The 20328-nt window shown below is 43.9% G+C and carries 27 protein-coding genes; 16 read left to right on the forward strand and 11 right to left on the reverse strand.

What is annotated here, in order from left to right; genetic code table 11:
* Positions 1 to 249 precede the first annotated feature (249 nt).
* The 3 genes from MHI25_RS13690 (at position 250) to MHI25_RS13700 (ending at position 3175) form a co-directional block, all read left to right on the forward strand.
* On the forward strand, positions 250 to 2205 hold the full coding sequence (locus MHI25_RS13690) for an AraC family transcriptional regulator (RefSeq protein ID WP_340395679.1): 1956 nt from the start codon (positions 250 to 252) through the stop codon (positions 2203 to 2205).
* 212 nt (positions 2206 to 2417) lie between these two features.
* On the forward strand, positions 2418 to 2603 hold the full coding sequence (locus tag MHI25_RS13695; protein WP_076126066.1) for a hypothetical protein: 186 nt from the start codon (positions 2418 to 2420) through the stop codon (positions 2601 to 2603).
* Positions 2604 to 2716: 113 nt separating this feature from the next.
* Positions 2717 to 3175, forward strand: a complete 459-nt coding sequence (locus tag MHI25_RS13700; RefSeq protein ID WP_076126068.1) for a hypothetical protein — start codon at positions 2717 to 2719, stop codon at positions 3173 to 3175.
* On the opposite strand, the gene MHI25_RS13705 is transcribed toward MHI25_RS13700, so the two are convergent.
* On the reverse strand, positions 3176 to 3556 hold the full coding sequence (locus tag MHI25_RS13705; RefSeq protein WP_076126069.1) for a hypothetical protein: 381 nt from the start codon (positions 3554 to 3556) through the stop codon (positions 3176 to 3178).
* 84 nt (positions 3557 to 3640) lie between these two features.
* Between MHI25_RS13705 and MHI25_RS13710 the strand changes: the two genes are divergently transcribed.
* Positions 3641 to 4108 (forward strand): hypothetical protein, encoded by a 468-nt coding sequence (locus MHI25_RS13710; protein ID WP_076126071.1) that lies wholly within the window; start codon positions 3641 to 3643, stop codon positions 4106 to 4108.
* 116 nt (positions 4109 to 4224) lie between these two features.
* Here MHI25_RS13710 and MHI25_RS13715 read toward each other — a convergent pair whose 3' ends face one another.
* From MHI25_RS13715 to MHI25_RS13740, 6 genes are all read right to left on the reverse strand, one after another.
* Complete coding sequence (locus MHI25_RS13715; protein WP_076126073.1) at positions 4225 to 4932, reverse strand: ABC transporter ATP-binding protein; 708 nt, start codon at positions 4930 to 4932, stop codon at positions 4225 to 4227.
* Positions 4933 to 4943: 11 nt separating this feature from the next.
* On the reverse strand, positions 4944 to 5705 hold the full coding sequence (locus tag MHI25_RS13720) for an ABC transporter permease subunit (RefSeq protein WP_076126075.1): 762 nt from the start codon (positions 5703 to 5705) through the stop codon (positions 4944 to 4946).
* Positions 5677 to 6696 (reverse strand): MqnA/MqnD/SBP family protein, encoded by a 1020-nt coding sequence (locus MHI25_RS13725; protein ID WP_340395540.1) that lies wholly within the window; start codon positions 6694 to 6696, stop codon positions 5677 to 5679. Before MHI25_RS13725 ends, MHI25_RS13720 begins: the two co-directional genes overlap by 29 nt.
* A gap of 125 nt (positions 6697 to 6821) precedes the next feature.
* The gene (locus MHI25_RS13730) at positions 6822 to 7577 is read right to left on the reverse strand and encodes a class I SAM-dependent methyltransferase (RefSeq protein WP_076126079.1); all 756 of its coding nucleotides are present in this window, start codon (positions 7575 to 7577) and stop codon (positions 6822 to 6824) included.
* A 13-nt stretch (positions 7578 to 7590) separates the two neighbouring features.
* Positions 7591 to 7938: a cupin domain-containing protein gene (locus MHI25_RS13735; protein WP_076189939.1), complete on the reverse strand. Its 348-nt coding sequence runs from the start codon at positions 7936 to 7938 to the stop codon at positions 7591 to 7593.
* A 16-nt stretch (positions 7939 to 7954) separates the two neighbouring features.
* The gene (locus MHI25_RS13740; RefSeq protein ID WP_076126083.1) at positions 7955 to 8293 is read right to left on the reverse strand and encodes a cupin domain-containing protein; all 339 of its coding nucleotides are present in this window, start codon (positions 8291 to 8293) and stop codon (positions 7955 to 7957) included.
* Between the two features lie 171 nt (positions 8294 to 8464).
* Between MHI25_RS13740 and MHI25_RS13745 the strand changes: the two genes are divergently transcribed.
* Complete coding sequence (locus MHI25_RS13745; protein WP_076126085.1) at positions 8465 to 9157, forward strand: Crp/Fnr family transcriptional regulator; 693 nt, start codon at positions 8465 to 8467, stop codon at positions 9155 to 9157.
* 209 nt (positions 9158 to 9366) lie between these two features.
* Here MHI25_RS13745 and MHI25_RS13750 read toward each other — a convergent pair whose 3' ends face one another.
* The 3 genes from MHI25_RS13750 to MHI25_RS13760 all read right to left on the reverse strand — a co-directional run bounded on the left by MHI25_RS13750 (position 9367) and on the right by MHI25_RS13760 (position 11199).
* On the reverse strand, positions 9367 to 10203 hold the full coding sequence (locus MHI25_RS13750; protein ID WP_248548150.1) for a sulfurtransferase: 837 nt from the start codon (positions 10201 to 10203) through the stop codon (positions 9367 to 9369).
* Positions 10204 to 10304: 101 nt separating this feature from the next.
* The gene (locus MHI25_RS13755; protein ID WP_076126088.1) at positions 10305 to 10676 is read right to left on the reverse strand and encodes a hypothetical protein; all 372 of its coding nucleotides are present in this window, start codon (positions 10674 to 10676) and stop codon (positions 10305 to 10307) included.
* Positions 10677 to 10827: 151 nt separating this feature from the next.
* Positions 10828 to 11199 carry a hypothetical protein gene (locus MHI25_RS13760; RefSeq protein WP_076126089.1) on the reverse strand — a complete coding sequence of 124 codons (372 nt, stop codon included), beginning with the start codon at positions 11197 to 11199 and terminating at the stop codon, positions 10828 to 10830.
* A gap of 195 nt (positions 11200 to 11394) precedes the next feature.
* On the opposite strand from MHI25_RS13760, the gene MHI25_RS13765 reads away from it, so the two are divergent.
* Genes MHI25_RS13765 through MHI25_RS13785 form a run of 5 tightly spaced genes read left to right on the forward strand, consistent with a single transcriptional unit; the run spans position 11395 to position 14904 of the window.
* Complete coding sequence (locus MHI25_RS13765) at positions 11395 to 12351, forward strand: ABC transporter ATP-binding protein (protein WP_081386289.1); 957 nt, start codon at positions 11395 to 11397, stop codon at positions 12349 to 12351.
* Positions 12344 to 13090, forward strand: coding sequence for an ABC transporter permease (locus tag MHI25_RS13770; RefSeq protein ID WP_076304218.1), 747 nt, complete (start codon positions 12344 to 12346; stop codon positions 13088 to 13090). The genes MHI25_RS13765 and MHI25_RS13770 overlap by 8 nt, the downstream gene beginning before the upstream one ends.
* A gap of 2 nt (positions 13091 to 13092) precedes the next feature.
* Positions 13093 to 13467 carry a GntR family transcriptional regulator gene (locus MHI25_RS13775; RefSeq protein ID WP_076101764.1) on the forward strand — a complete coding sequence of 125 codons (375 nt, stop codon included), beginning with the start codon at positions 13093 to 13095 and terminating at the stop codon, positions 13465 to 13467.
* Positions 13468 to 13480: 13 nt separating this feature from the next.
* Entirely contained in the window at positions 13481 to 14182 is a 702-nt protein-coding gene (locus MHI25_RS13780) for an ABC transporter ATP-binding protein (RefSeq protein ID WP_076126093.1), read from the forward strand.
* Positions 14176 to 14904, forward strand: coding sequence for a hypothetical protein (locus MHI25_RS13785; protein WP_076189942.1), 729 nt, complete (start codon positions 14176 to 14178; stop codon positions 14902 to 14904). The genes MHI25_RS13780 and MHI25_RS13785 overlap by 7 nt, the downstream gene beginning before the upstream one ends.
* 114 nt (positions 14905 to 15018) lie before the next feature.
* Here the strand turns inward: MHI25_RS13785 and MHI25_RS13790 are convergent, their stop codons facing one another.
* The gene (locus tag MHI25_RS13790) at positions 15019 to 15399 is read right to left on the reverse strand and encodes a PilZ domain-containing protein (RefSeq protein ID WP_076126099.1); all 381 of its coding nucleotides are present in this window, start codon (positions 15397 to 15399) and stop codon (positions 15019 to 15021) included.
* Positions 15400 to 15522: 123 nt separating this feature from the next.
* Here MHI25_RS13790 and MHI25_RS13795 point away from each other — a divergent pair, with 123 nt between their 5' ends.
* The 6 genes from MHI25_RS13795 (at position 15523) to MHI25_RS13820 (ending at position 20185) form a co-directional block, all read left to right on the forward strand.
* Positions 15523 to 16131 carry a pentapeptide repeat-containing protein gene (locus tag MHI25_RS13795; protein WP_076126101.1) on the forward strand — a complete coding sequence of 203 codons (609 nt, stop codon included), beginning with the start codon at positions 15523 to 15525 and terminating at the stop codon, positions 16129 to 16131.
* Between the two features lie 990 nt (positions 16132 to 17121).
* A complete protein-coding gene (locus MHI25_RS13800) occupies positions 17122 to 17931 on the forward strand; it encodes a glycoside hydrolase family 73 protein (protein ID WP_076280758.1) in 810 nt (269 codons plus the stop codon).
* 20 nt (positions 17932 to 17951) lie between these two features.
* Positions 17952 to 18236, forward strand: coding sequence for a holin (locus MHI25_RS13805; RefSeq protein ID WP_076101776.1), 285 nt, complete (start codon positions 17952 to 17954; stop codon positions 18234 to 18236).
* Positions 18237 to 18348: 112 nt separating this feature from the next.
* Positions 18349 to 18771, forward strand: a complete 423-nt coding sequence (locus tag MHI25_RS13810; RefSeq protein WP_076275523.1) for a hypothetical protein — start codon at positions 18349 to 18351, stop codon at positions 18769 to 18771.
* 123 nt (positions 18772 to 18894) lie between these two features.
* On the forward strand, positions 18895 to 18999 hold the full coding sequence (locus tag MHI25_RS13815) for a sporulation protein YjcZ (protein WP_111503812.1): 105 nt from the start codon (positions 18895 to 18897) through the stop codon (positions 18997 to 18999).
* Between the two features lie 229 nt (positions 19000 to 19228).
* On the forward strand, positions 19229 to 20185 hold the full coding sequence (locus MHI25_RS13820) for an alpha/beta hydrolase (RefSeq protein ID WP_076126107.1): 957 nt from the start codon (positions 19229 to 19231) through the stop codon (positions 20183 to 20185).
* Positions 20186 to 20328: the final 143 nt, after the last annotated feature.

The raw sequence follows: 20328 nt of genomic DNA on the forward strand, positions 1-20328 counted from the left end.
TAAATCCTTGACTGGTGCGGGATTTCAAGATGGTGGGGGGAGAGGGAGATCTTAACAATTAGCCTGTAGCTTGGCACATTGCAGCTACTGATTAGAGGCGAATTGTTGTTTTTTTAGGTGATGCTTAACTGCCTTTATCAGACTTCTTGTTTGTAGATTGCTTCCAGCTCTTGCGGTTGATAATGATTATCAATTATACTTCCGATAGGAAGGAGGCGAGTAAAGATTTTAAATGCTGATGATAATTTGATGCTCTGGGATTATGCACATATCCGGCTGATTGATATTCGCCATATGTTGTTTAAGGCAGGAGACAAGCTGACCTCCTATAGGTTCCCGGCTGCAGGTTTTTTATATATGGTTCGCGGCAACGCGGTTTTTCGGCTCAATGGAAATAAACATGCTGCAGAACGTTTTCATATCCTACACAGCGGAAAGGGAGGGCAACTGGATATTGATTGGGTCAGGGAGGAAATGGAGTTTTATTTTATTTTCTATAAAGCCTCGCTTTCGCTAACGTCCGGATCAGGTGTACGTAGACTTTTTGAAAGAAACAGTCCTTTTCAAAAACAATATGAATTTGTTCCGAATGCTCCAGTGGCTTTGTTGTCTCAAGTAAAGGAGATGCACCGGAAATGGCTGGACTCAAGTTCACTTGAACGGATTCAGATCAAAGCAATGCTTTATCAATTTGTCTACGAAGTTGAGCGGCAGAGACAGGCATATGGAGTCTATCCCGTCAAGCCGGATCTGGTGGAGCAAGCAGTTCGATACATACGAGAATATTACAGTCAGCCTATTACCTTATCCTCTATTGCAGAGCAGCTTAATTATAGTGTGGCCTATGTGGCGAAGCAGTTCAAAAGCAAGACGGGTACCAGTCTGATTGATTTTCTTATTCGGACGCGAATAGATAAGGCGCAGGAACTGCTGCTAAATACCGATGCATCATTGCAGGAGGTTGCCGCCGGAGTGGGGTACACGGACCTGTCCTATTTCATCCGTATTTTCAAGAAAACAACCGGTGTGACTCCGGGTAATTTTAAGTCATTGGCCCTAGGCTCTGCCAAAGGATCAGATCGTCCTAAAATCAGGCTAAGATTGTCTAATGCAGGATGGGCTGAGCCAAGTTATATTGTTAATGATCATGATAATCATTATCAATATAGAAGAAAAGGGGATTTACCGATGGTTAGAAATACAAAAATGTCAATGGGAGCAGCGATGCTGTTATGTCTGGTTTTAATGCTTAGTGCTTGTTCTTCAGGGAACAGTCCTGTTAATTCTGTGAATGCTGGCCCTAGTCCAGTATCCTCTGTGCAAACAGAGACAAGTCCACCAGACTCAGCCACCAATTCAAAATCTACAAGAGTATATAAAGACAGTCAGGGGCATGAGGTTGATATTCCAGAGCGTCCACAGCGGATTGTGCTGCAAGGTAATTCGATCGGAGACCTGCTAGCACTCGGGATTCAGCCGGTCGGTGTCGACCGCCGGTTTATTGAAGAATCAGTCTATTTGGATAAGGAGACAACCCCGGCACAGGATATTGGATTTCCTACAAATCTGGAACTTGTTTTGGATCTGGAACCGGATTTGACAATGCTGGGTTATGTGATGGACAAACAATATGAAGAAGTGTCCAAAATATCACCTACTGTTGTATTTGACCAGAGTAAACCCTTGTCTGAGCGTCTGCCTGTCATTGGTGAGATAGTGGGTAAAAAGGCTGAAGCAGAGCAACTGTTGTCCGAATATAATCGCAAGGCCGAGAATATGTGGAGCGGATTGCGTCAGGAAGGCAAACTTGCCGAAGGAGAAACAGCGGTAGTGCTGATTTATTATTGGAACAAGACAATGTATTTGATGAAAACTGGTGGTATTCCTGCACTGCTGTATCAGCCGCAGGGCTACAAAATGTCCGAGGCAGTGAAGGAAATCGAGCCGGCAGAAGGTGCACCCTATATTGAGGTCTCCCCTGAGCTAATGCATAAGATGCTTATTGGTGACCATTTGTTTGTCATCTATCCGGCCAATGCTGATGCGGAAAATTCCTTTAATGAGTTAATGAAAACTGCGTTGTGGAGCTCGCTCCCTGCTGTAAAGAGCGGAAAAGTTACTTTTGTGGAGACCAAATGGAATTATGACGATATGTTGACCAGCAGCATGCTGCTGGATGAGTTCCCTAAACTGCTGGCTAAATAAATGAGATCTCAGGTTAATCCGCAACAAAGAAGCAGAGGAGGAACTCGCTGCTTCTTTATTTTGTTTATTAAGTAAAGAGTGCTGAATATAGAATAGTAATCGGTCATTGTTTTTTGTTGATTAGCTAGACTCCAAGAGTAGCATCGATTAATCTGAAGAAGTGGAATGCGGGTTATGATTGAATCGTCGACATAGATAAACGGAGGCTGACTATGACTTACTCACAGATCTGGAACAACTCAGGAAATGAAGCCGATATTCTTTATTTGGAGCAGCAGATTAAGGCCGTTAAAAAAGAAATAAAACGAGCAGAAGCTGCAGAGCTTCAAGAAATATTGGATCAAGCGAATCGTAAGCTGGCTGAATTGGAAGCGAAGCTGGACGAGCTTGAGGATTAGGAGCTCACCGCCCTTTTGTACCGTTTGAACTTTATGTTTCTGAATTTGCACCGGTGTCTATATAGTTTTATAATTGTAGTTTACTTAATCGTATTACTGGGAGGAATGGGGAAATGGATAAAAATAGAAAATATATGCTTGTCGGTGCGCTTCTGACAGGGGTAGGTGTCTCTTTGATGGCCTATACAGCAAGCCGCTATACTTCGTTTAAACGAATCGTAGCCAATACCATCCGTTTGGAAGAAATCGCCTCTCTAGAAATCTCGCGATTGTCTTCAGTTCCCGGTGAAAAGAAAGACATCATTATTACTGATCCTGCTGTTATTGAGCGGATTTTTGCTGATTTCTCTCATGTTCAATTAATGAAATCGGCCCGAAATGTCAGTTCTGACAAAAACTTCAGCTATTATATTACGATAGTTCAGGCTGACTGCAAGCAACGATTTGATATTATTTTAAAAAGCAGACAGCATATGATCATTTATGATAATGATTTAAGCAATCCTCACTTGAATGCCTATAAAATTATCAGCCCTTATTATCCGCAAGCACTGGAACAGGTTTTCGACTGATTATATAGAGGTGCGCAATGAAGTAATATCATAGCCCATTTCCTGCATAGCATCCAATCCATTTATGATCTCTATTGTCCGGGTGCCGTCCCAGCCTTTAGCCGTTCCATATTCGATCCATTCGCGGATACGCTGTGGATGATTTAGATTATAGACATCTTCAAAACCCTTTTTATGGTTTTGCAGCAGATAGCCTGTATTTAGCGGACAACCGGCAATAGGATCATCCCATGTTAGGAGTTGGATGCGGAGGGGGTGGAGCTTTACATTTTTATGATAAATCTTTAATTCAAGCAGACTCCGTTCGTCATGGATTCTCATGCCCAATATATAGCTGTATTCCAGTTCCCTGAGCGTGATAGAACGCAGCTTTTTTTTCATGAAAATCGCCTCTCATCCTAATAATTTTGTTATCATAGCAAGCATAGGGATATTTTTCAAGCAATCAACAGGAAGGATGTTTATATGAAGTATGAATTTGGGGTCATGGCATCCATTACAGAATTGGTGGAGTACCCGGATGAGCAGAGTGATACCTATATTCCGCACCCGAATTTTCAGATCATCATGGATCAATTGGGTATTACAGTACCCGTTGCTGAGATTTATGAACATTTTTTTGCCAACCCTGTTCACACCGGACATGTGCTCGTTTACAGCAATCCAGAGCAACCAAACGCTTGTATTGTCCTCGACACTTACCGTGATCCGCTGGACCAGCTAGACATGATTTATTTCGGATGGCGCTGTTCGTCCGAGAAAGACAATATCCGTGAGCTGTCCCGGCGTTTTTATGATGAATGTGAATTTGCGGTCCGTTATGAAGAAGGTCAATCCGTGCTTTACAAGGTGTTGAAGGAGGATACCTATCCGCGAAAATTTTACTATAATACCGTGTTTGAGCAGCAGTTGAAACGATACCCGGCAAAATAGGCGCTAGAAATACATAACCGAATCACTTAGCACAAAAACGCGAGTTCAGGGCAATGCCGCCCAGACTCGCGTTTTCTATATACCTGTTTTTGAAATGCTCTGCATCATTCAGGCAATTACTGTGCCGTCAGCAGCTGCTCCAGAATTTCGGCGCGAATCTTCAGCAGGCTCAGCTCTTTCAGCGAACGGCTGCGCTGTGGAGTATCAATTTCAATAATTTTTACAATCCTGCCCGGATGTCGGGACAAGATCATAATTTCATCCCCCAACAGCAGGGCTTCATCAATATCATGCGTAACAAAAACGATGGCGCATTTCTTGCGCTCCCACAATGCGATTAATTTCTGAACTAAATCAAACCGCAGATGATAGTCCAGGGAGTGAAAAGGCTCGTCCATCAGCAGCATATTTCCGCCGTGATAAAAAGCGCGGGCAATGGAGCAGCGCTGCCGCATGCCTCCTGACAGCTGATGAGGATAATGATTCTTGTAGGCAGCAAGCCCGACCTCTTCCAAAAATGCTTCGATTTCCGACGCAGAGGTCGGAGAAGCCTCCTTAACAAAGCTGATATTCTCACCAACTGTAGACCACGGCAGCAAACAATCCTCTTGAAAGACATAGGACAGCTTTAGCTCTGGATGCACAGTGACCCTGCCGGAATCGGCGCTTTCGGACTGTGACAGGATATTCAGCAACGTTGTCTTTCCCGCACCTGAAGGGCCTAGAATACAAATGATTTTCGGCATCTGGATTTCAAGACTGATTTTTTCCAGGATTGGAACTCCCGAATAGCGTTTGGAAACTTCTTGTAGTGTAATAAGCATAAGCCCCACCCTTATTTATTCAAATGCGTCGGCAGGCTTACCCTGCTGCGGAACAGAAATGTAATGCAAGATTTGATCACATTCCAGAAAATAGCCATAAACAACGCCAGGGCAAACACACGATCGGTCTCCAGATTTGTTCTGGCATCGGACAGCAGGCTGCCGATCCCGTCGACGGAGGTCAACAGCTCCGCCATTACGGCCAGCTTCCAGCCCAGTCCCGCTGAGGTGATCATGCCTGATTTCAGATAACTTTTGAGCGAAGGCAATATGATATGCCGGAGAATCTTATTGCCGGGCACATGATAGACCTTGGCCATCCGCATCAATTTGCCATCGATCGCCGCAAATCCCTCGTACAGATTGACCACCAAAACCGGTGTAGTGGACAACACGATAATAAAAATTGCAGGCAGATCCGTAAGCCCAAACCAAATGATCGCGATGCCCAGCCAGGCGATCGGCGGCACGGATTGCATTATATCGATGACTGGTTCCAGATAAGGCTTCCAACGCGGATAAAGTCCAAGCAGCAGCCCCAGACAGCCGCCCAGCAGCAGAACGCAGACCATGCCGATCAGCAGCTTGAGCAGCGTGCGATAAACTGCATAATAAAACTCCGGATCACCGAAATAGCTCAGGACCGTGCGCATCGTCTCCAGCGGGCCAGGCAGGACAAAAGGGTCCATCTGCATAGCTACAAGCTGCCACAGCAAGGCAATGCCCAACAGGGATATGGCTTTTTTACTTAGGCTGATAATAGAACTGTTCATCGGGAAGCTTGCCTCGAATGCTGTCCTTGCTGTAATTCATTAGCGTCTGGTAATACGTTGACAGAACCTCTTTGCTCTCGGAAGCGGAGGCGAAATCCAGCGCCATATGCGGAATCGCTTTCTCAACCACACCGGCATCCAGCTTGAAATACTTGTTGGCCAACTGAGCCGCCTCTTTGGGGTTGTCCAGCGTCCATTGCAGCGCTTTTTGATATTCTTCCTGGAAGCGGGCGACCAGTTCCGGCTGGCTGGCAATTACTGACTGCTTGGTTGCGAGTCCGGCGTTGGGCAGATCGGTGTTTAATTTGGTAACCTGCTGCCATTCCTTTTTGTAATCCACGATCGAGCGCACCTGATCATTTTTCATTTGTATCGCGGTAATTTGCGGCTGAATGCTCACAATTGTGGAGGCCTTGCCGGATAACAACAGCTGAGCTCCCTCAGCCAGCTGGGTGTAATGCAATGTGATGTCTTTCCCTGGCTCCAGTCCGTTATGCTTCAAAAAGGTCTGCGTAATATAATCGACAGGCGAGGATTTCATAGGCACATACAGCGTTTTTCCTTTAAGATCCGCCCAGCTCTGGATGGACGGATCTGTTGTAATCATGCTCATCACTGACCAGGTATTCACATTCATCAAGGAAAGATCCATTCCCTTGTTATACATCACGACGGCATTGTTCAGTGGCAGAGCTAAGAAGCTTACTTGATTGTCCTTAGCCAGCGCGGTCAGCGTGTCGATGGACTCCCAGGTTTTGAACTCGATGTTGACCGATTCTCCCAATGCCTTGGATTCAATTAGCCTCAGAATAGGCAGAGAAGGCGGAGAAGGAGGGCCGCCGACCGTGATATTCAGTGTTTCTGCCGGGCCAGCGGAGGGAGCGGCGGATTTGGGCGAATTTTCATTTTTTTGTTGCGAACAGGCACTTAACATAAAAAATAAACTTAACAGTAAACTGAGGCACAAGGCATAAACAGATTTAGCTTTCATCGTGAGTTCCTTTCAAGCGGTTATTTTGACAGCTAGATGGTAATGTTGATGAATTTTATTGATAATTATTCTCAATTACAGTGAAAATAAAAACCTATCATAAGACATGATAGGCCTGCGCCCAACTATTTTTTGCTGCTGCAAACGGCAATATAATTCAGATCTTTACCCGTCGTATTAAAAAAGGTATACATCTTTTTGAACTGTTCCCGGTTCTCTTTCTTGAGCCCGTTTTTCACAATACGCAGCGCCCCGATAACCCCTTCATCGCGAATGAGTCCATTGATACTCATTAAGGACATGGGACCGGTAGCATTGTCTACTTGCTTAAAGCCTGCGGAGTGGAACAATCCCGCCCAATGCCCAACAGACAGCGGCTCGACATTGATGTGAATGGTGCGGCGAAGCTCGGCTAGATGTTCTTCCATATTTTCCTTGGCAAAGGTAATATCATGTGTTAGCAGAATGCCGCCAGGCTTTAGTACCCGATAGTATTCGGCGACTGCCTTTTCCTTCGCAGGCTGGTTAAGCATCGTGAGCATGGCTTCATTAATGACAACGTCAAAGCTCTCATTCTCAAAAGGGAGCTTCATCGCATTGCCTTGCCGGACATGGATATAGTTTTCCAGATTGGCATTTTTAATATTTCGGTTTGCTTTTTCCAGCGCCCGCGGGTCCATATCAATGCCGGTAATTTGACAGTGGTATTTCCCGGCCAGTTGAATGGAGGTGGTGCACATATTGCAGGCTACCTCCAAAACCTGGCTGTCCGTACTCAGATTGGCTTGCTGGATCAGCCAGTTGGTTGCTGCAACGCCGCCGGGCCGCAAACGTTTTTTTCCCAGCCGCGCCAAAAAATTATGGCCTACTTCCTTTTTCATCGCATTCACCCCATTACTTATCCGGCTTGACTACAACCAGAAGCATCTGAAACGCTTCTGTTGCGTATAGGGCATGCGGAATATTGGCCGGCATAACTAGGGTCTCCCCCGCATGAACTGTGTAGTTATCTTCTCCAATTGTAATTTCCGCTTGCCCGGACAAAATGTTGACCATGGCATCGCCCGGGGAAGAATGGCCCCCAATCGACGAGCCTTTATCCAGCGAAAGTAAGGTCATTGCCAGATTTGGCCGCTGTACAAGGGTCAGACTGGAAACCTGCTGTTCCTCTATTGTGATGATTTCTTTCAAATCTATGACTGCGGATTGCGGCAGTTTTTTAATAAATAAACCTGTTTCCATTTTGAATACCTCCGTTTTATATACTGATTTGCAAAAATTTGCAGCTGCTGTGGGCGGAATAATCATGCCATGTGCCCGCTGGGACGATAACAGATGCGCCGGCTGTCAATTGATAGGGCTCTGCCGCCACCAGCAGATGAAGCTCGCCTTCCAGCACATGGATGATTTTAGATTTGGGGGAGGTCTCCGAACTGATAGTCTCCTCCTGATCCATGGCATACAATACCCATTCCGGTTGTGCTGCTGTTTCGGCTGCAGCTACGGGTAATGACAGCGTTCGGCTCGCAATCCGGTGCGGCTTGACGCTGATCATATCTGTTAAGAAAAATACCTTGCCTGCTGTAATTCCACTCATACGATCCCCCTATTCAAAGTACAGTGTTTTGATTATTTCCAAATTGCTTGATTGAATGATTCCTGCAATTTGATATAATGAGAATGACTAATGAGAATTATTCTCATTTATTTTATTGTAGCAGAGTATTCATCATGACTCTGTTGCCATGGCAACAGGAGGCTGAGAAAATTGCAGAAATATCTGAGCAGGATACAGAGCACCACTTTGTTTAAGGGATTCGCGGACCGGGAGGTGCAGCAAGCACTGAGCTGCCTGCAGGGCACAATCAAGGATTTTGCGCGGAAGGAGGTTGTTTTTAGAAAAGACGATATTCTGGATTCGGTGGGCATTATTATCCATGGCAATGTTTTGCTGTGCAAAGATAATATCTCAGGCATGAGATTTATTTTCTCGGAACTCGGGGATGGAGAAATCTTTGGCGAAACGGCGCTTCGCCTTGTCCAAGAGCACAGCGGCTATGAAGCGGTGGCGGGATCGGAATGCCGGATTCTGTTTATCAAAATAAATAAAATCGTCCGGCCCGGCCAGGACACTTGCCATTTAAGGGGACGGATCATTGAGAATATGTTGGCCCTGCTGCTTGAGAACAACCGGTCTATCTATCAAAAGCTGGATCTGGTCTCCCACAAATCGCTGCGGGACCGTATCCTGCATTATTTGGCCCTCCAGACCAAAAAAAACAATTCCGCCTGTTTTGAAATTCCGTTTACCCGCAGCGACCTGGCTGATTATTTGACTGTTGACCGCAGCGCCTTGTCCAGAGAGCTGCAGCGAATGGCACAGGACGGGCTGATCCGGTTTAATCGAAATCAATTCGAGCTGTTGGACGCGGAGAATCAGCTGCGGATCAGCGATTTTTAGAATAATTTCTCCAAACATTGAAAAGGAGTAAACAGAGGGAATAATCAGCTAGAAAGCGCATTGGGAAAGGATTTGACCGATCTATACAGCATAAAAGACGTAGTTAAAGTTAGCTAACTGTTGACTTGAGTTTTGATTTGTTGATTTTAGCTATCTATCGGAGTTACTCATAAATACAAGAGCCCGCGTCGGACGCGGGCTCTTGTATTTTACTCTCCTCCAGTAGCCACCGGATTCTCCTCATATGAAATCCAATCACTCCAGCTTCCTGCATACAGCTTCACATTCTTGTACCCGGCTTTGCCTAGCGCGAGCACATTTGGGCAGGCACTTACGCCTGAACCACAGTACACGATAATTTCTTGCTCAGGATCAATTCCTTCATAATGCTCTTTCAGCACCTCAGTTGATTTCCAGCGCCCTTGCTCATCCAGTACATCCTTCCAGAACTTATTGATCGCTCCGGGAATATGACCTGCCTTCGGATCAATGGGTTCTTCAAGTCCTTCATAGCGGCGGGACTCGCGGGAATCCATCAATAGTGCACCACCGTCGTTAACTACATTTTGCACATCTTCCATGCTAACAAGCATCTTCTTCTGAACATCTGCTTCATACTGGCTAGGAATCCTAACCGCTTGATGATCACTGACGGGAAACTTACCATTTTTCCAAGCAGAGTAGCCTTCATCCATTACATACACACGTTCATGCCCTAAATAACTGAGCATCCACCATAAACGGGAAGCGTAAGCTCCACCTTGATCATCATAAGCAACGACAATGCTATCTCTGTTAATGCCAACCTTGCTAAGAACGGTGGTTAGCTTCGAGAACTCAGGCAGTGGGTGGCGTCCACCGTGTGCGCTTACTGGAGCGGAGAGCTGTTCTTCCAGATGTAGATAAACTGCTCCGGGAATATGATCTTCTGTATAGGCTTTACGTCCAGCTTCCGGGTCAGTAAGTAAAAAACGGCAATCAACTATAACAAGTTCAGGCTCGTATAACCGAGCAAGCAGCCATCGAGTAGAAACGATCGGTTCCATAAAGTAGCCTTCTTTCCTGTTTAATATGTATGGAGTCATTATAGCGGAAAATAAAAGAGGGCGCACCTTAAGCTTATGGCTTAAACTGCGTCCTCAAAGAATTAGATCAAACGATATCCTGATGGCAAGCTGCCGGTACGTTGAATGGTGCGAACCTGCGCCGGGGTCAGCCGTTGATTGCTTGAAATGAGCGATTCGACATCACCTCTTCGCAGAAAGTCGTCCAGTTCGCGGATGCTGCGGTTGCCACGCAAAATGACGAAATTATCGCGGAAGGCAGAACGATCGAATAACACAAGCGTAGCGTTCGGATTTGTGGAGAAGAAGCGCAAGCTTTCTATTCCTGTAAGGACTGAATCTATATCTGCAATGCCCAGGTTGCCGCGAAGAGTTCTGCGAAGCCCCCGAAAGTTCTCCTCACTAAACACTCTTAGCCTAGGATATATTACAGATGTTACTTTTTTTGTAATCATGGTTAATCCCTCCAAGTTCGATTGACGAACTGTCGTTTTCGACAACTCGCCGCCAGATTTACCATAAATGAATGCGGTAGTTTCGACTGGAAAAAGGAGTGACCTGGGCGCTAGGCTCCGGATTACTCCTTTTTGTTGTTGTAAGCAATTCCTAGATCAAACGATATCCCGAAGGCAAGTTACCGCTGCTGCGGATATTACGGATTTGTTCGAGGGTTAAGCGTTGGTTAGTAGAAATAATGGATTCCACGTCATTACCTGAAATGAAATCATCCAGATCCCTAATGTTGCGGTTCCCGCGAAGAACACGGAAATTTCCTCTAAACCGGGTTCTTGTGAAGAGTACCAGTGTAGCATTGCTGCTAGTAGAGAAGAACCGAAGGCTCTCAATACCATCGAGGATGTTGTCCGTATTACGAATACCCAGGTTGCCAGTATATACTCTACGGCGTCCATTGAAGTTTTCTTCATCGTACACGGTCAAGCGAGGGAAAGTCTGAGAAATGTGAACTTCTTTTTTCATTTGTAATTCCTCCTTTGTTATCTAATCTATGTTCATATAACTTTTTGGCTTGGCTGAAAGTCTAATAGAAAGCCCTTATTTGCATGAATTTATTATTTTGGGCTTTACTCCAACAATATATTAGTGTACTATTTAACTATGACACTGACACAATATAAAAAATGAACAATACATTAGTTGGCAGGGAGGATTCGCATGAAACAGGGGAGTGGTATAGAAATGCAAGATTCAATCGTTCTGCAAATGAATGAGGTAAGTAAGATCATCAAAGGAAGACCGATTGTGGATAAGCTGACATTTGATATCCGTAAGGGTGAAATTGTTGGATTGCTAGGTCCAAACGGTGCAGGAAAGACCACAACGATTCGAATGATGACGGGTTTAATAAGGATGAGCGAAGGCGATGTGATTATCCAAGGCCACAGTGTGAAAAAGGATTTTAAGCAGGCGATTGGCCATATCGGTGCGATAATTGAAAATCCAGAGTTTTATCCCTATATGACTGGACTTGATAATCTGAAGCAGTACCAAAGAATGACGGATAACATTGAGGCTGGCAGAATAGATGAGGTTGTAGAACTGGTAGGACTTCAAGAAGCGATGAATAAAAAAGTAAAGGCTTATTCGCTGGGGATGCGCCAACGTCTTGGGATTGCTCAGGCGCTTCTCAATCGGCCAAAGTTATTGATTTTAGATGAACCTACGAACGGACTTGATCCGGCCGGAATACGGGAAATGCGTGATTATATGCGTACCATCGCGGAAGTGGAAGGCATTTCTATTCTGATTTCCAGCCATTTACTTACTGAAATTGAACAAATATGCCATCGGGCTATTGTGATCCAGAATGGTAAGCTGGTGACCGTAACTACGATTGGTGAGGAGCAGGAAGCAACCGCACAAGTGAAGCTCACCATCCGTGTAGGATCAATCGAATCCGCTATAAATATCTTGGAGCGCTTGGATTATGCGGAATTGATCTCTATGGATAGCGCGCGATCTGAAGTGACAGTAAGTCTGCTTGATAGCAGAGTACCGGAGCTTGTATCTACTTTTAGTGATGAAGGTGTGGGGATTTTTCGGATTACGGAGAATAAACAAAGTCTTGAGGAAGATTTCTTGAAATGGACAGGAGGAAACCGCATTGCGTAACTTTAATAATCTGATTGTGAATGAATGGCTCAAGCTCTCAAAAAAACGCACATTTTTTATGCCATATCTGATATTAATTCTATTATCCCTGCTGTTAGGTTATATAGTTCATTCTGTCTCACCTGGTCTGTTTGAATCAGCTTATGATTTTTCAGCAATGATGCTGCTTTCCCAAGGGATTGGGCAAGTGATTACAATTCTTGCGATTATCGGAACAGCAGGTATTGTCTCAAAAGAGTATAGTCAAGGAACCATCAAGTTCCTGCTTATCCGCGCCAGAAGCCGTACAGCAATCCTCGCATCCAAATATGTGGTTGTACTGTTGTATGCTTTGACTTTGACTGTCATCGGAGGTATAGCCGTTTTTGGAACAGGAGCTTTGTGGTTTGGACTAAGTGGTGGAGAAGCGGGTATGAGTGAGATGCTTACAAACCTATTGTATAATCTCGTTAGTACGGTTGTGTATGGAACACTTGCTTTTATGCTGGGGATATTGACCACTTCAACGGGAGTAACGATAGGGGCTACTATGTTTGCGTTAATGATAGACAAATTGATTATTTCTCGTGATTTTTACAAATATGTTCTGTTTCCAAACTTAAATTTATCTGCTTATGAAGGTGGAGGAGCACCTATGCCTGGAATGACACTGACCTTTTCTGTCGTGATGCTTGTCTTATACACAGCTGTCTTTCTTCTCGTAGGTTTCTCCGTCTTTAGACGAAGGGATGTTGCTTAATCATGACAATCGAATTCGATAACAACCTGCCGATTTATATACAGATCATGAATTACATCAAAGGTGAAATCGTCACAGGCAAGCTGAAACCGGGAGACAAAATACTCTCAGTACGAGAACTTGCCAGTGAACTGCAGATTAATCCGAATACGGTGCAAAGAACTTTTCAGGAACTGGAGCGTGAAGAAATCGTGGAAACCAGGCGTGGAATGGGAAGATACGTCACAAGTAATGAAGGTACTATCCTGACCATCAAAAAAGAAATGGCCAAAGATGTGCTAGATCGTTTCATTCGTGGTATGCAGGATCTTGGCTTTCAAGGCGAAGATATTTTAGCGGCGGTTGCGGAGAATATCCGTAACAAGGATAAAGAATAGGGGGATAAACAAGTTGGGGAATATACTTGAGGTTCATGAAGTTACAAAAAAATATAGATCCAAGCATGCCCTCCACAAGGTATCTTTTAATCTGAGTGCGGGTAAGATCACAGGACTGCTGGGCAGTAACGGCAGCGGCAAAAGTACACTTATGAAAATCATCGCTGGACTGACACAACCTACCTCTGGTCGTGTATCCGTCATTGGGGGTTCTGTAGGAACAGAAAGTAAAGCGGTGGTGTCGTTTATGCCTGATAAGCCGCTTACAGAATCCTGGATGAGTGTTTCCGATGCTCTGAAATTCCAAACTGACTTCTATCCGGATTTTGATCAGACTAAAGCCTCGCGAATGTTGGAGTTTATGAAACTAAGAGCGCAAGATAAGGTAAAGGACCTGTCCAAAGGGATGAACGAACGTTTACAGCTTACACTTGCCCTATCACGCCGAGCTAGCCTTTATTTGCTGGATGAACCCATTGGTGGTGTAGATCCGGTAGCTAGAACAAAAATTCTTAACGCGTTAGTAGAGTTTTATGAAGAGGACAGTACCATTCTCTTATCAACCCATTTAGTATCGGATATTGAGCGGATCTTTGATGATGTGATTTTTATAAAAGAAGGAGAAATTCTGATGCATACTGCGGTGGAGGATATTCGGCTACGCCATGGCAAAAGTATTGACGAACTGTTCAGAGAGGTGTACGCAGAATGCTAAAGCTAGTGAAGTATGATTTTAGACGGGATAGGGATAAGTTTCTTGCAGTTTTTGTAATCATAATTCTGGCACAGATTGGGTTAGGATTTACCAAACTGCATGACTATGAACGGTTTACTTTGAACGGAATAGCTTATGTTATTGCAGGACTGATCTTTCTTGTCATGGCAGCAAAAACCTTTTTTAACAATATAAATTCCTATAATCGTCGCCTAGTGCCCGTAAGAACTTTGAACACAGTCCTTTCTCCGTTAGTGCTCTATTTAGCTCTAATGCTGGGTATTATTTTAATAGCTTTGATCCATTTTGGTGTGTATCTTTCAATGTATCCCTCCTCATTTCTTCCGGAGAATTTCTGGAAAGTGGGATTGTTAGTTCTCTTGCAGGCGTATTGGTTTGCCGGTTATATCATGCTTACCTTGATGGTCTCCATTACGGTTGCACGAAGTGTGAAATTTAAGGGGCGAGTATGGATTGGGCTGGCCACTGCGTATTTGTTACAGAATGGAATATTCTATTTGGAGTATTTTATTTTCAAAAGTAACTTCACTGCTTGGGAAAGTGTATTCCAGTTCGAGGTCATAGATGAGATGGATACCGCAAATGGGATACAGCTTATACAGGGTCATTTGAATCTAGCTCCTCTTCTGTTTGAAGCGGTGATAGCAGTTCTTCTTATAGCGGTCATCATCAAGCTCGTTAATAAAAGAGTGGACATCTAGCCACAACTTGGCGGAATAGTTTTTAGAACGGAGACAGGGCGATTTAGCTTTGTCTTCGTTTTTGTGCAAAAAAAAGACGTCCTTCTAAGTGAAGGGCATCTGTTAGGGTAAGTTCTACAGACCTTCAACCCGAAGGGTGGCGGTCCATGTTTCAAGCTCTCTTATTAGGCGTTCTTCCTCATTTTCGTCCAAGCGGAATTTAACTCCATATTGATATTGGCCCAGCCCAAACATCCAACCCCACCGGACGCTGCATAAGAGCTGAAGCTTCTCTTCATTTAATTGAAGATGAATAATAAGCCTAGTATCTCTTGCAGTGAATCGAAGATTCAAAGGAGTACGTACCTTACAACCCGAACGGCTAAGATCGAGTAATACAGCCTCTGTTAACTTTCCAGCACCTGGACCGGAATTGTTAAGCGGAACTTCAATCCAGCATTCAAGCGGATGGTTCATAACATAACGGAATGGTTCTTTCCTGCTGGACACATCCATAATTTTCCTCCCCATTGTTTATTTGCTATTATATCGAAAGGGAATGTTGAGAACAATCTACTAAAGTGCTATTTTTAATTAAGAATTAATTTTTTTAATACTAACGAAGGTGATGAGATTTATATGTACCAATACCTTAATGAAACGTTCCGTAATCACAATTTTGATCAAGGAAGCTTGCAGGATGGTGAGTTAAATAACTGCACATTCGAGCAATGCTCCTTCAAAGGCACTTCTATGGAAGAGATGAACTCTATTGGCTGCCGATTTATTGATTGTGATTTTACTGGAGCCATGCTTAATGCGTCTCACCATAAAGGTTCAGCGTTTACCAATTGTAAATTTACGGGAGCGAACCTGTTTGTATCTAAATTCGAAGATTGCAAGATGGTTGGATCGGATTTCTCAAATGCATATTTGGACGGAATCTCCCTACTCGGAGGGGACTGGTCGTACACGAACCTAAGACATACTAATCTAAGCAGACAGGATCTGCGAGGGATTCGATTTACAGAAGCGGATTTAATGGGCTGTAATTTGCAAAAAAGTGACTTGCGCGGAGCGGATTTGAGCCGTGTACAATTGTCTCAATGCAAACTTAAGGGAGCGGATATGCGGGAAGCGATTGTTGAAGGAATTGATTTAAAGAGTCTGGATCTGCAGGGAGTGCGGATGGATATTGAACAGGCGGTACTCTTGGCACGTTCATTTGGGGCAAAAGTAGGGAATTAGTAAACGGACGGCATCAGTTGCTAGCGTGGATCATAAAGACCTCCGCTAGCAAATCAATGCTTGAAGCGGAGGGGGGGCAGTGCAGATTATTATGAGTATTCTAACTGCTGAGCCTATGTATTATGGCATATGTAATAGTATGCGTTAACGTAACCGTTTTCTGGGTTTTGCCCACCATTTAATCCATAAGAATCCATCATCATCACGAAAAAACTTTATACCTACCCAGCGTAAGGGTGTCCATACTTCTTTAAAATAATATGAAGGCATAGTCTGTTAGACCCTCCTATATAGTAAATTATTACTATATATTACGCTAATTCTACGGGATTCACAAGCTAGATTTACTAATAATTACATATTGTCCGGGTGAAAGGAGTTGAGGATGCATTATGCAGGACCTAAGGCACCGCTTGAGCTACCGAGAAGTGCACCCCTCCATTTTACATAGACGCTCCACGTCATAGTGGATAGCAGTGGTCGATGTCATGAAAGACAAAGGAGTAGTAGTTCTCTAATAATAGGAGAACTACTACTCCTTTTTTTTGGATCGTTGTTTGGCTGCTTTTACACCGCCGAGTCATATTCAGTCTATTGAAGCTTTAGGACCCGGATGACGTTATTAGCATGTTTTTATCCTTTTTAGCATGGTTTCGGACCTCAGAGACATTATTCTATATGAAGAGCCTGTTATTGATTGTTTTTGGTGCCAATTACGGCTGTGGTGTCCGTTAATATCCAAAAAGTGAGCTAACGCTGCGTATAAGGTCAGCTGAGTCCGATAGATGATTCGTAAGCGAATGAGATGTAATTAGGAAGTTAGATGTTCAGATCATTGAGGCTACTCCAGCAGTCATTTCATGGGTAATGGGATGGCTTTTTTTTGTTGCCGAGTTGGATTCGAATCTAGTAAAAACACAATGTTAGAAGGGGATAAGCACAGTCATTTTATGATGCCCCGCATTTAATAAACGGAGAGGATGTGATGAGATGACAGAAGGCGAGTTTATAGCAAAGATTGCGAATTTTGCTGTAAAGGACATGCAGCTCACTAAGGTTCCTGCTTCGTTAACCATTGCTCAAGCGGCTCTGGAGTCAGGCTGGGGCAGCAGTGGATTGACTGTGAAAGCGAATAATTTGTTTGGGATCAAAGGAAGTGGACCTGCTGGCAGCATTACTGTACAAACTACCGAATATATTAACGGTAAAGCTGTTAAAGTGAATGCCCCTTTTCGAGCCTATAACAACTGGGGAGAATCTATCGCGGATCATTCCGACTTGATTGTGAATGGAGTCTCATGGAATCGCAACCTTTACAGCAAGGTTCTCGGTGCGAGTGGCAAGGTGGCCGCACAAGAGATTGCCGCAGCTGGTTACGCTACTGATCCGAACTATGCAGCTAAGCTGATTCAAATTATGAATACCTATAATCTGTATCAATATGACGACAAATCCATGGGAGGAGATGATGAGATGTCAGCAGAGGATAAGCAAAAGCTTGTTAGTCTAGAATCGGAAGTAAAGGAACTGCGTGCTCTTATAGCAGCTCTTACAGATAGCAGGGATACGCTGAAAACAGGTGTGCAAGAACAGGGGCAGTCGATTAATAAGCTTACGGATCGGGTGACATTCATTGAAAATCGGGCAGTCATGAATGTCCCTGCATGGGCTGAAGCGGCTGTGAAAGCAGCGACTGCGGCAGGACTTCTCGATACTCCATCGGGTGGCAGTTACGATTTCTATCGCATATTAACGGTGCTGAACCGTGCAGGTTTACTTGTAACAGGAAGTAAAAAATGAAATAAGGAGGATTAAAAAACATGTATAACGATGCTCTCAACAGTGTGCTTGCCTTTGCTTCAGTCCTAGCTGTTTTTGTAATGGCACTTGTACAACTTGTGAAGAATAGCATTGAACTTCCGCGGAACATTGTGCCAGTAGTGGGGTTGGCTATTGGCTTGCTGGTTGGAGCAGTTGCCTACCCGTTCACTGATATGAATCTGATTCTGCGACTCTGGGCGGGGGGGCTTGCGGGACTATCAGCGACCGGTTTGTTTGAACTGGCTTTTAATAAAAGGGATGGGACGAAAAAAGATGATAAATAGATCTTGCCTATGAGTTTTATAAAACAATCGTTTTACACTGGTAATGTGGCTATGCATTCAGTCGAGAACACTAATATATTATGGTATGCCAATTTATAAAGGGGGTGCAACGATGGGAACTTACCTTGATGCTAGAACATCTCAAAATGCCAGCCTAGCCAACTCTATAGCGATTCCTATTACGGTACTTAACACGCCGCAGCTTTTTGGACAGATTGGGTTGTTAACGGCTGGAGTGACTACCAATCCACGTGTTCTCCTTAAAGGAACGATATCAGTGACACTTCCGCTAGCGTTAGTGGGTATCACAATTACGATTGTAAGAGGAACCTTGGCTACCGATCCAAAAGTGTATTCTGCTACTTCAACTTTTGCTCTTAGTATATTGGCTCCGCAAGTAATAACCTTTTCAGCAGCGGATTTCTTACCAGCCATCACACCTCAGCTCACTTATACAGCATTTGTTTCTTCTAATCTTCTCGGTACAGTACGTGTGGGCCCAGAAAGCTTTGATGGTATTTTAGTTTCTGATTAATTGTAGAGCCTTTAACCTCGCTGGTAGCCCAGTAGAGGTCTTTTTTTTTAACTGAACGCCCAATCTTCTAAGGGGTTCATTACATATCTTATGATGTATTCTAAATACGGAGGAGGTCTTCTCATGGGTGCTGAATATGGTCATGTTGGTGGTGCTTTTACTTCTACAGGCGCAATCTTAGTTTTGTTCATCTTATTAGTAATTATTACAAGCGCATGCATATTCTAAATCACTAAAATAGCAGAGCTCCATGTTGGCATTTTGCCGACTTGGGGCTTTTTTTTTGTAGATATTTTGTCCATTAAGGTAATATAAAATAATAAGTTAAAAGAATACTAATCACGTAGTGAATAACATGAGTTTACAATACTATGATTTTGAATATTCAAATATACATGTTATCTTAATCTGATAACATAGATTAATACTGTTAAATTTTATTTAGGAGAGAGCTAGTTTGAAGAAAAAAATGATGATCGGAATTTCTTCTGTTATTGTACTTTTAATCATTGTTGTAACTGTGGGAAGCTTTTATTTCTATCATGTTGCTATTGCACGTGCTTCAAAGGACTTCTTAAATGAAAGCCCTGACCTGCAGTCCAGTCCAGAGGTAGAACAATCTAAAGATACCTCGAAGGCAGACCAAGAGTGGTGGGATACCCAGAGCTTTGATAGATGGGAAATGAATTCTGATGACGGAATACAGCTTAAAGCGTACTATTTAGCTGCTCCTGAACATTCCGATAAGACAGTGATTATTGCTCATGGCTATGCTGGAAATGCAACTCAAATGAGCGGTTATGCCAGAATGTATTATGAGAGACTTGGATATAATATTTTGCTGCCGGATGCCAGAGGACATGGAGAAAGTGAGGGTGACTATATCGGCTTTGGATGGCCAGAACGTAAGGATTACCTGAAGTGGATACAGAACGTTCTGAAAGCAAACGGTGAGGATACACAGATCATACTGCACGGTGTTTCCATGGGGGGAGCTACCGTAATGATGACAAGCGGTGAGGATTTACCAGCTAATGTTAAAGCAATTGTGGAAGATTGCGGCTATACCTCAGTGAAGGACGAGCTTACCTTTCAATTAAAAAGAATGTACCATCTCCCCGCCTTTCCAATTGTAGATACGACCAGTATGCTAACAAAGATCCGGGCAGGTTATTCCTTTGGTGAAGCCTCGGCCTTAGAACAGGTGAAGAAATCTAAAACGCCAACTCTGTTTATTCATGGCGATAATGATACTTTTGTTCCTACGGAAATGGTTCATACGGTATATGAAAATAGTCCGGTCGAGAAGGAGCTTTACATCGTTCCTAATGCGGGTCACGGAGAAGCTTTCCGCATGGATCCGGTTAAGTATGAGAGCGTAGTTTCTGAGTTTATCGGAAGATTTGTGAAATAGTTGTTGCTGAAAAGGCTGCCGAAAGGTAGTCTTTTCGTGCTTATAATACCGTTAAACATAAATTCGGGGCCCTCTTTCGAGGGCCCCTTTCATGGGAGAGGAGAAACCGGACGAAGAGCTTATGGGGAAACGTAAGCCTGCTC

Source organism: Paenibacillus sp. FSL E2-0177 (assembly GCF_037992975.1).
GTDB lineage: Bacteria > Bacillota > Bacilli > Paenibacillales > Paenibacillaceae > Paenibacillus_AQ > Paenibacillus_AQ odorifer.

Coding starts and splice junctions, on each gene's coding strand:
- MHI25_RS13805 (WP_076101776.1), top strand. CDS start 17,952: ATGTATAACGATGCTCTCAACAGTGTGCTTGCCTTTGCTTCAGTCCTA.
- MHI25_RS13755 (WP_076126088.1), bottom strand. CDS start 10,676: ATGATTACAAAAAAAGTAACATCTGTAATATATCCTAGGCTAAGAGTG.
- MHI25_RS13810 (WP_076275523.1), top strand. CDS start 18,349: ATGGGAACTTACCTTGATGCTAGAACATCTCAAAATGCCAGCCTAGCC.
- MHI25_RS13760 (WP_076126089.1), bottom strand. CDS start 11,199: ATGAAAAAAGAAGTTCACATTTCTCAGACTTTCCCTCGCTTGACCGTG.
- MHI25_RS13775 (WP_076101764.1), top strand. CDS start 13,093: ATGACAATCGAATTCGATAACAACCTGCCGATTTATATACAGATCATG.
- MHI25_RS13785 (WP_076189942.1), top strand. CDS start 14,176: ATGCTAAAGCTAGTGAAGTATGATTTTAGACGGGATAGGGATAAGTTT.
- MHI25_RS13705 (WP_076126069.1), bottom strand. CDS start 3,556: ATGAAAAAAAAGCTGCGTTCTATCACGCTCAGGGAACTGGAATACAGC.
- MHI25_RS13815 (WP_111503812.1), top strand. CDS start 18,895: ATGGGTGCTGAATATGGTCATGTTGGTGGTGCTTTTACTTCTACAGGC.
- MHI25_RS13730 (WP_076126079.1), bottom strand. CDS start 7,577: ATGAAAAAGGAAGTAGGCCATAATTTTTTGGCGCGGCTGGGAAAAAAA.
- MHI25_RS13795 (WP_076126101.1), top strand. CDS start 15,523: ATGTACCAATACCTTAATGAAACGTTCCGTAATCACAATTTTGATCAA.
- MHI25_RS13765 (WP_081386289.1), top strand. CDS start 11,395: ATGAAACAGGGGAGTGGTATAGAAATGCAAGATTCAATCGTTCTGCAA.
- MHI25_RS13690 (WP_340395679.1), top strand. CDS start 250: ATGCTCTGGGATTATGCACATATCCGGCTGATTGATATTCGCCATATG.
- MHI25_RS13740 (WP_076126083.1), bottom strand. CDS start 8,293: ATGAGTGGAATTACAGCAGGCAAGGTATTTTTCTTAACAGATATGATC.
- MHI25_RS13800 (WP_076280758.1), top strand. CDS start 17,122: ATGACAGAAGGCGAGTTTATAGCAAAGATTGCGAATTTTGCTGTAAAG.
- MHI25_RS13720 (WP_076126075.1), bottom strand. CDS start 5,705: ATGAACAGTTCTATTATCAGCCTAAGTAAAAAAGCCATATCCCTGTTG.
- MHI25_RS13715 (WP_076126073.1), bottom strand. CDS start 4,932: ATGCTTATTACACTACAAGAAGTTTCCAAACGCTATTCGGGAGTTCCA.
- MHI25_RS13695 (WP_076126066.1), top strand. CDS start 2,418: ATGACTTACTCACAGATCTGGAACAACTCAGGAAATGAAGCCGATATT.
- MHI25_RS13735 (WP_076189939.1), bottom strand. CDS start 7,938: ATGGAAACAGGTTTATTTATTAAAAAACTGCCGCAATCCGCAGTCATA.
- MHI25_RS13725 (WP_340395540.1), bottom strand. CDS start 6,696: ATGAAAGCTAAATCTGTTTATGCCTTGTGCCTCAGTTTACTGTTAAGT.
- MHI25_RS13700 (WP_076126068.1), top strand. CDS start 2,717: ATGGATAAAAATAGAAAATATATGCTTGTCGGTGCGCTTCTGACAGGG.
- MHI25_RS13750 (WP_248548150.1), bottom strand. CDS start 10,203: ATGGAACCGATCGTTTCTACTCGATGGCTGCTTGCTCGGTTATACGAG.
- MHI25_RS13790 (WP_076126099.1), bottom strand. CDS start 15,399: ATGGATGTGTCCAGCAGGAAAGAACCATTCCGTTATGTTATGAACCAT.
- MHI25_RS13710 (WP_076126071.1), top strand. CDS start 3,641: ATGAAGTATGAATTTGGGGTCATGGCATCCATTACAGAATTGGTGGAG.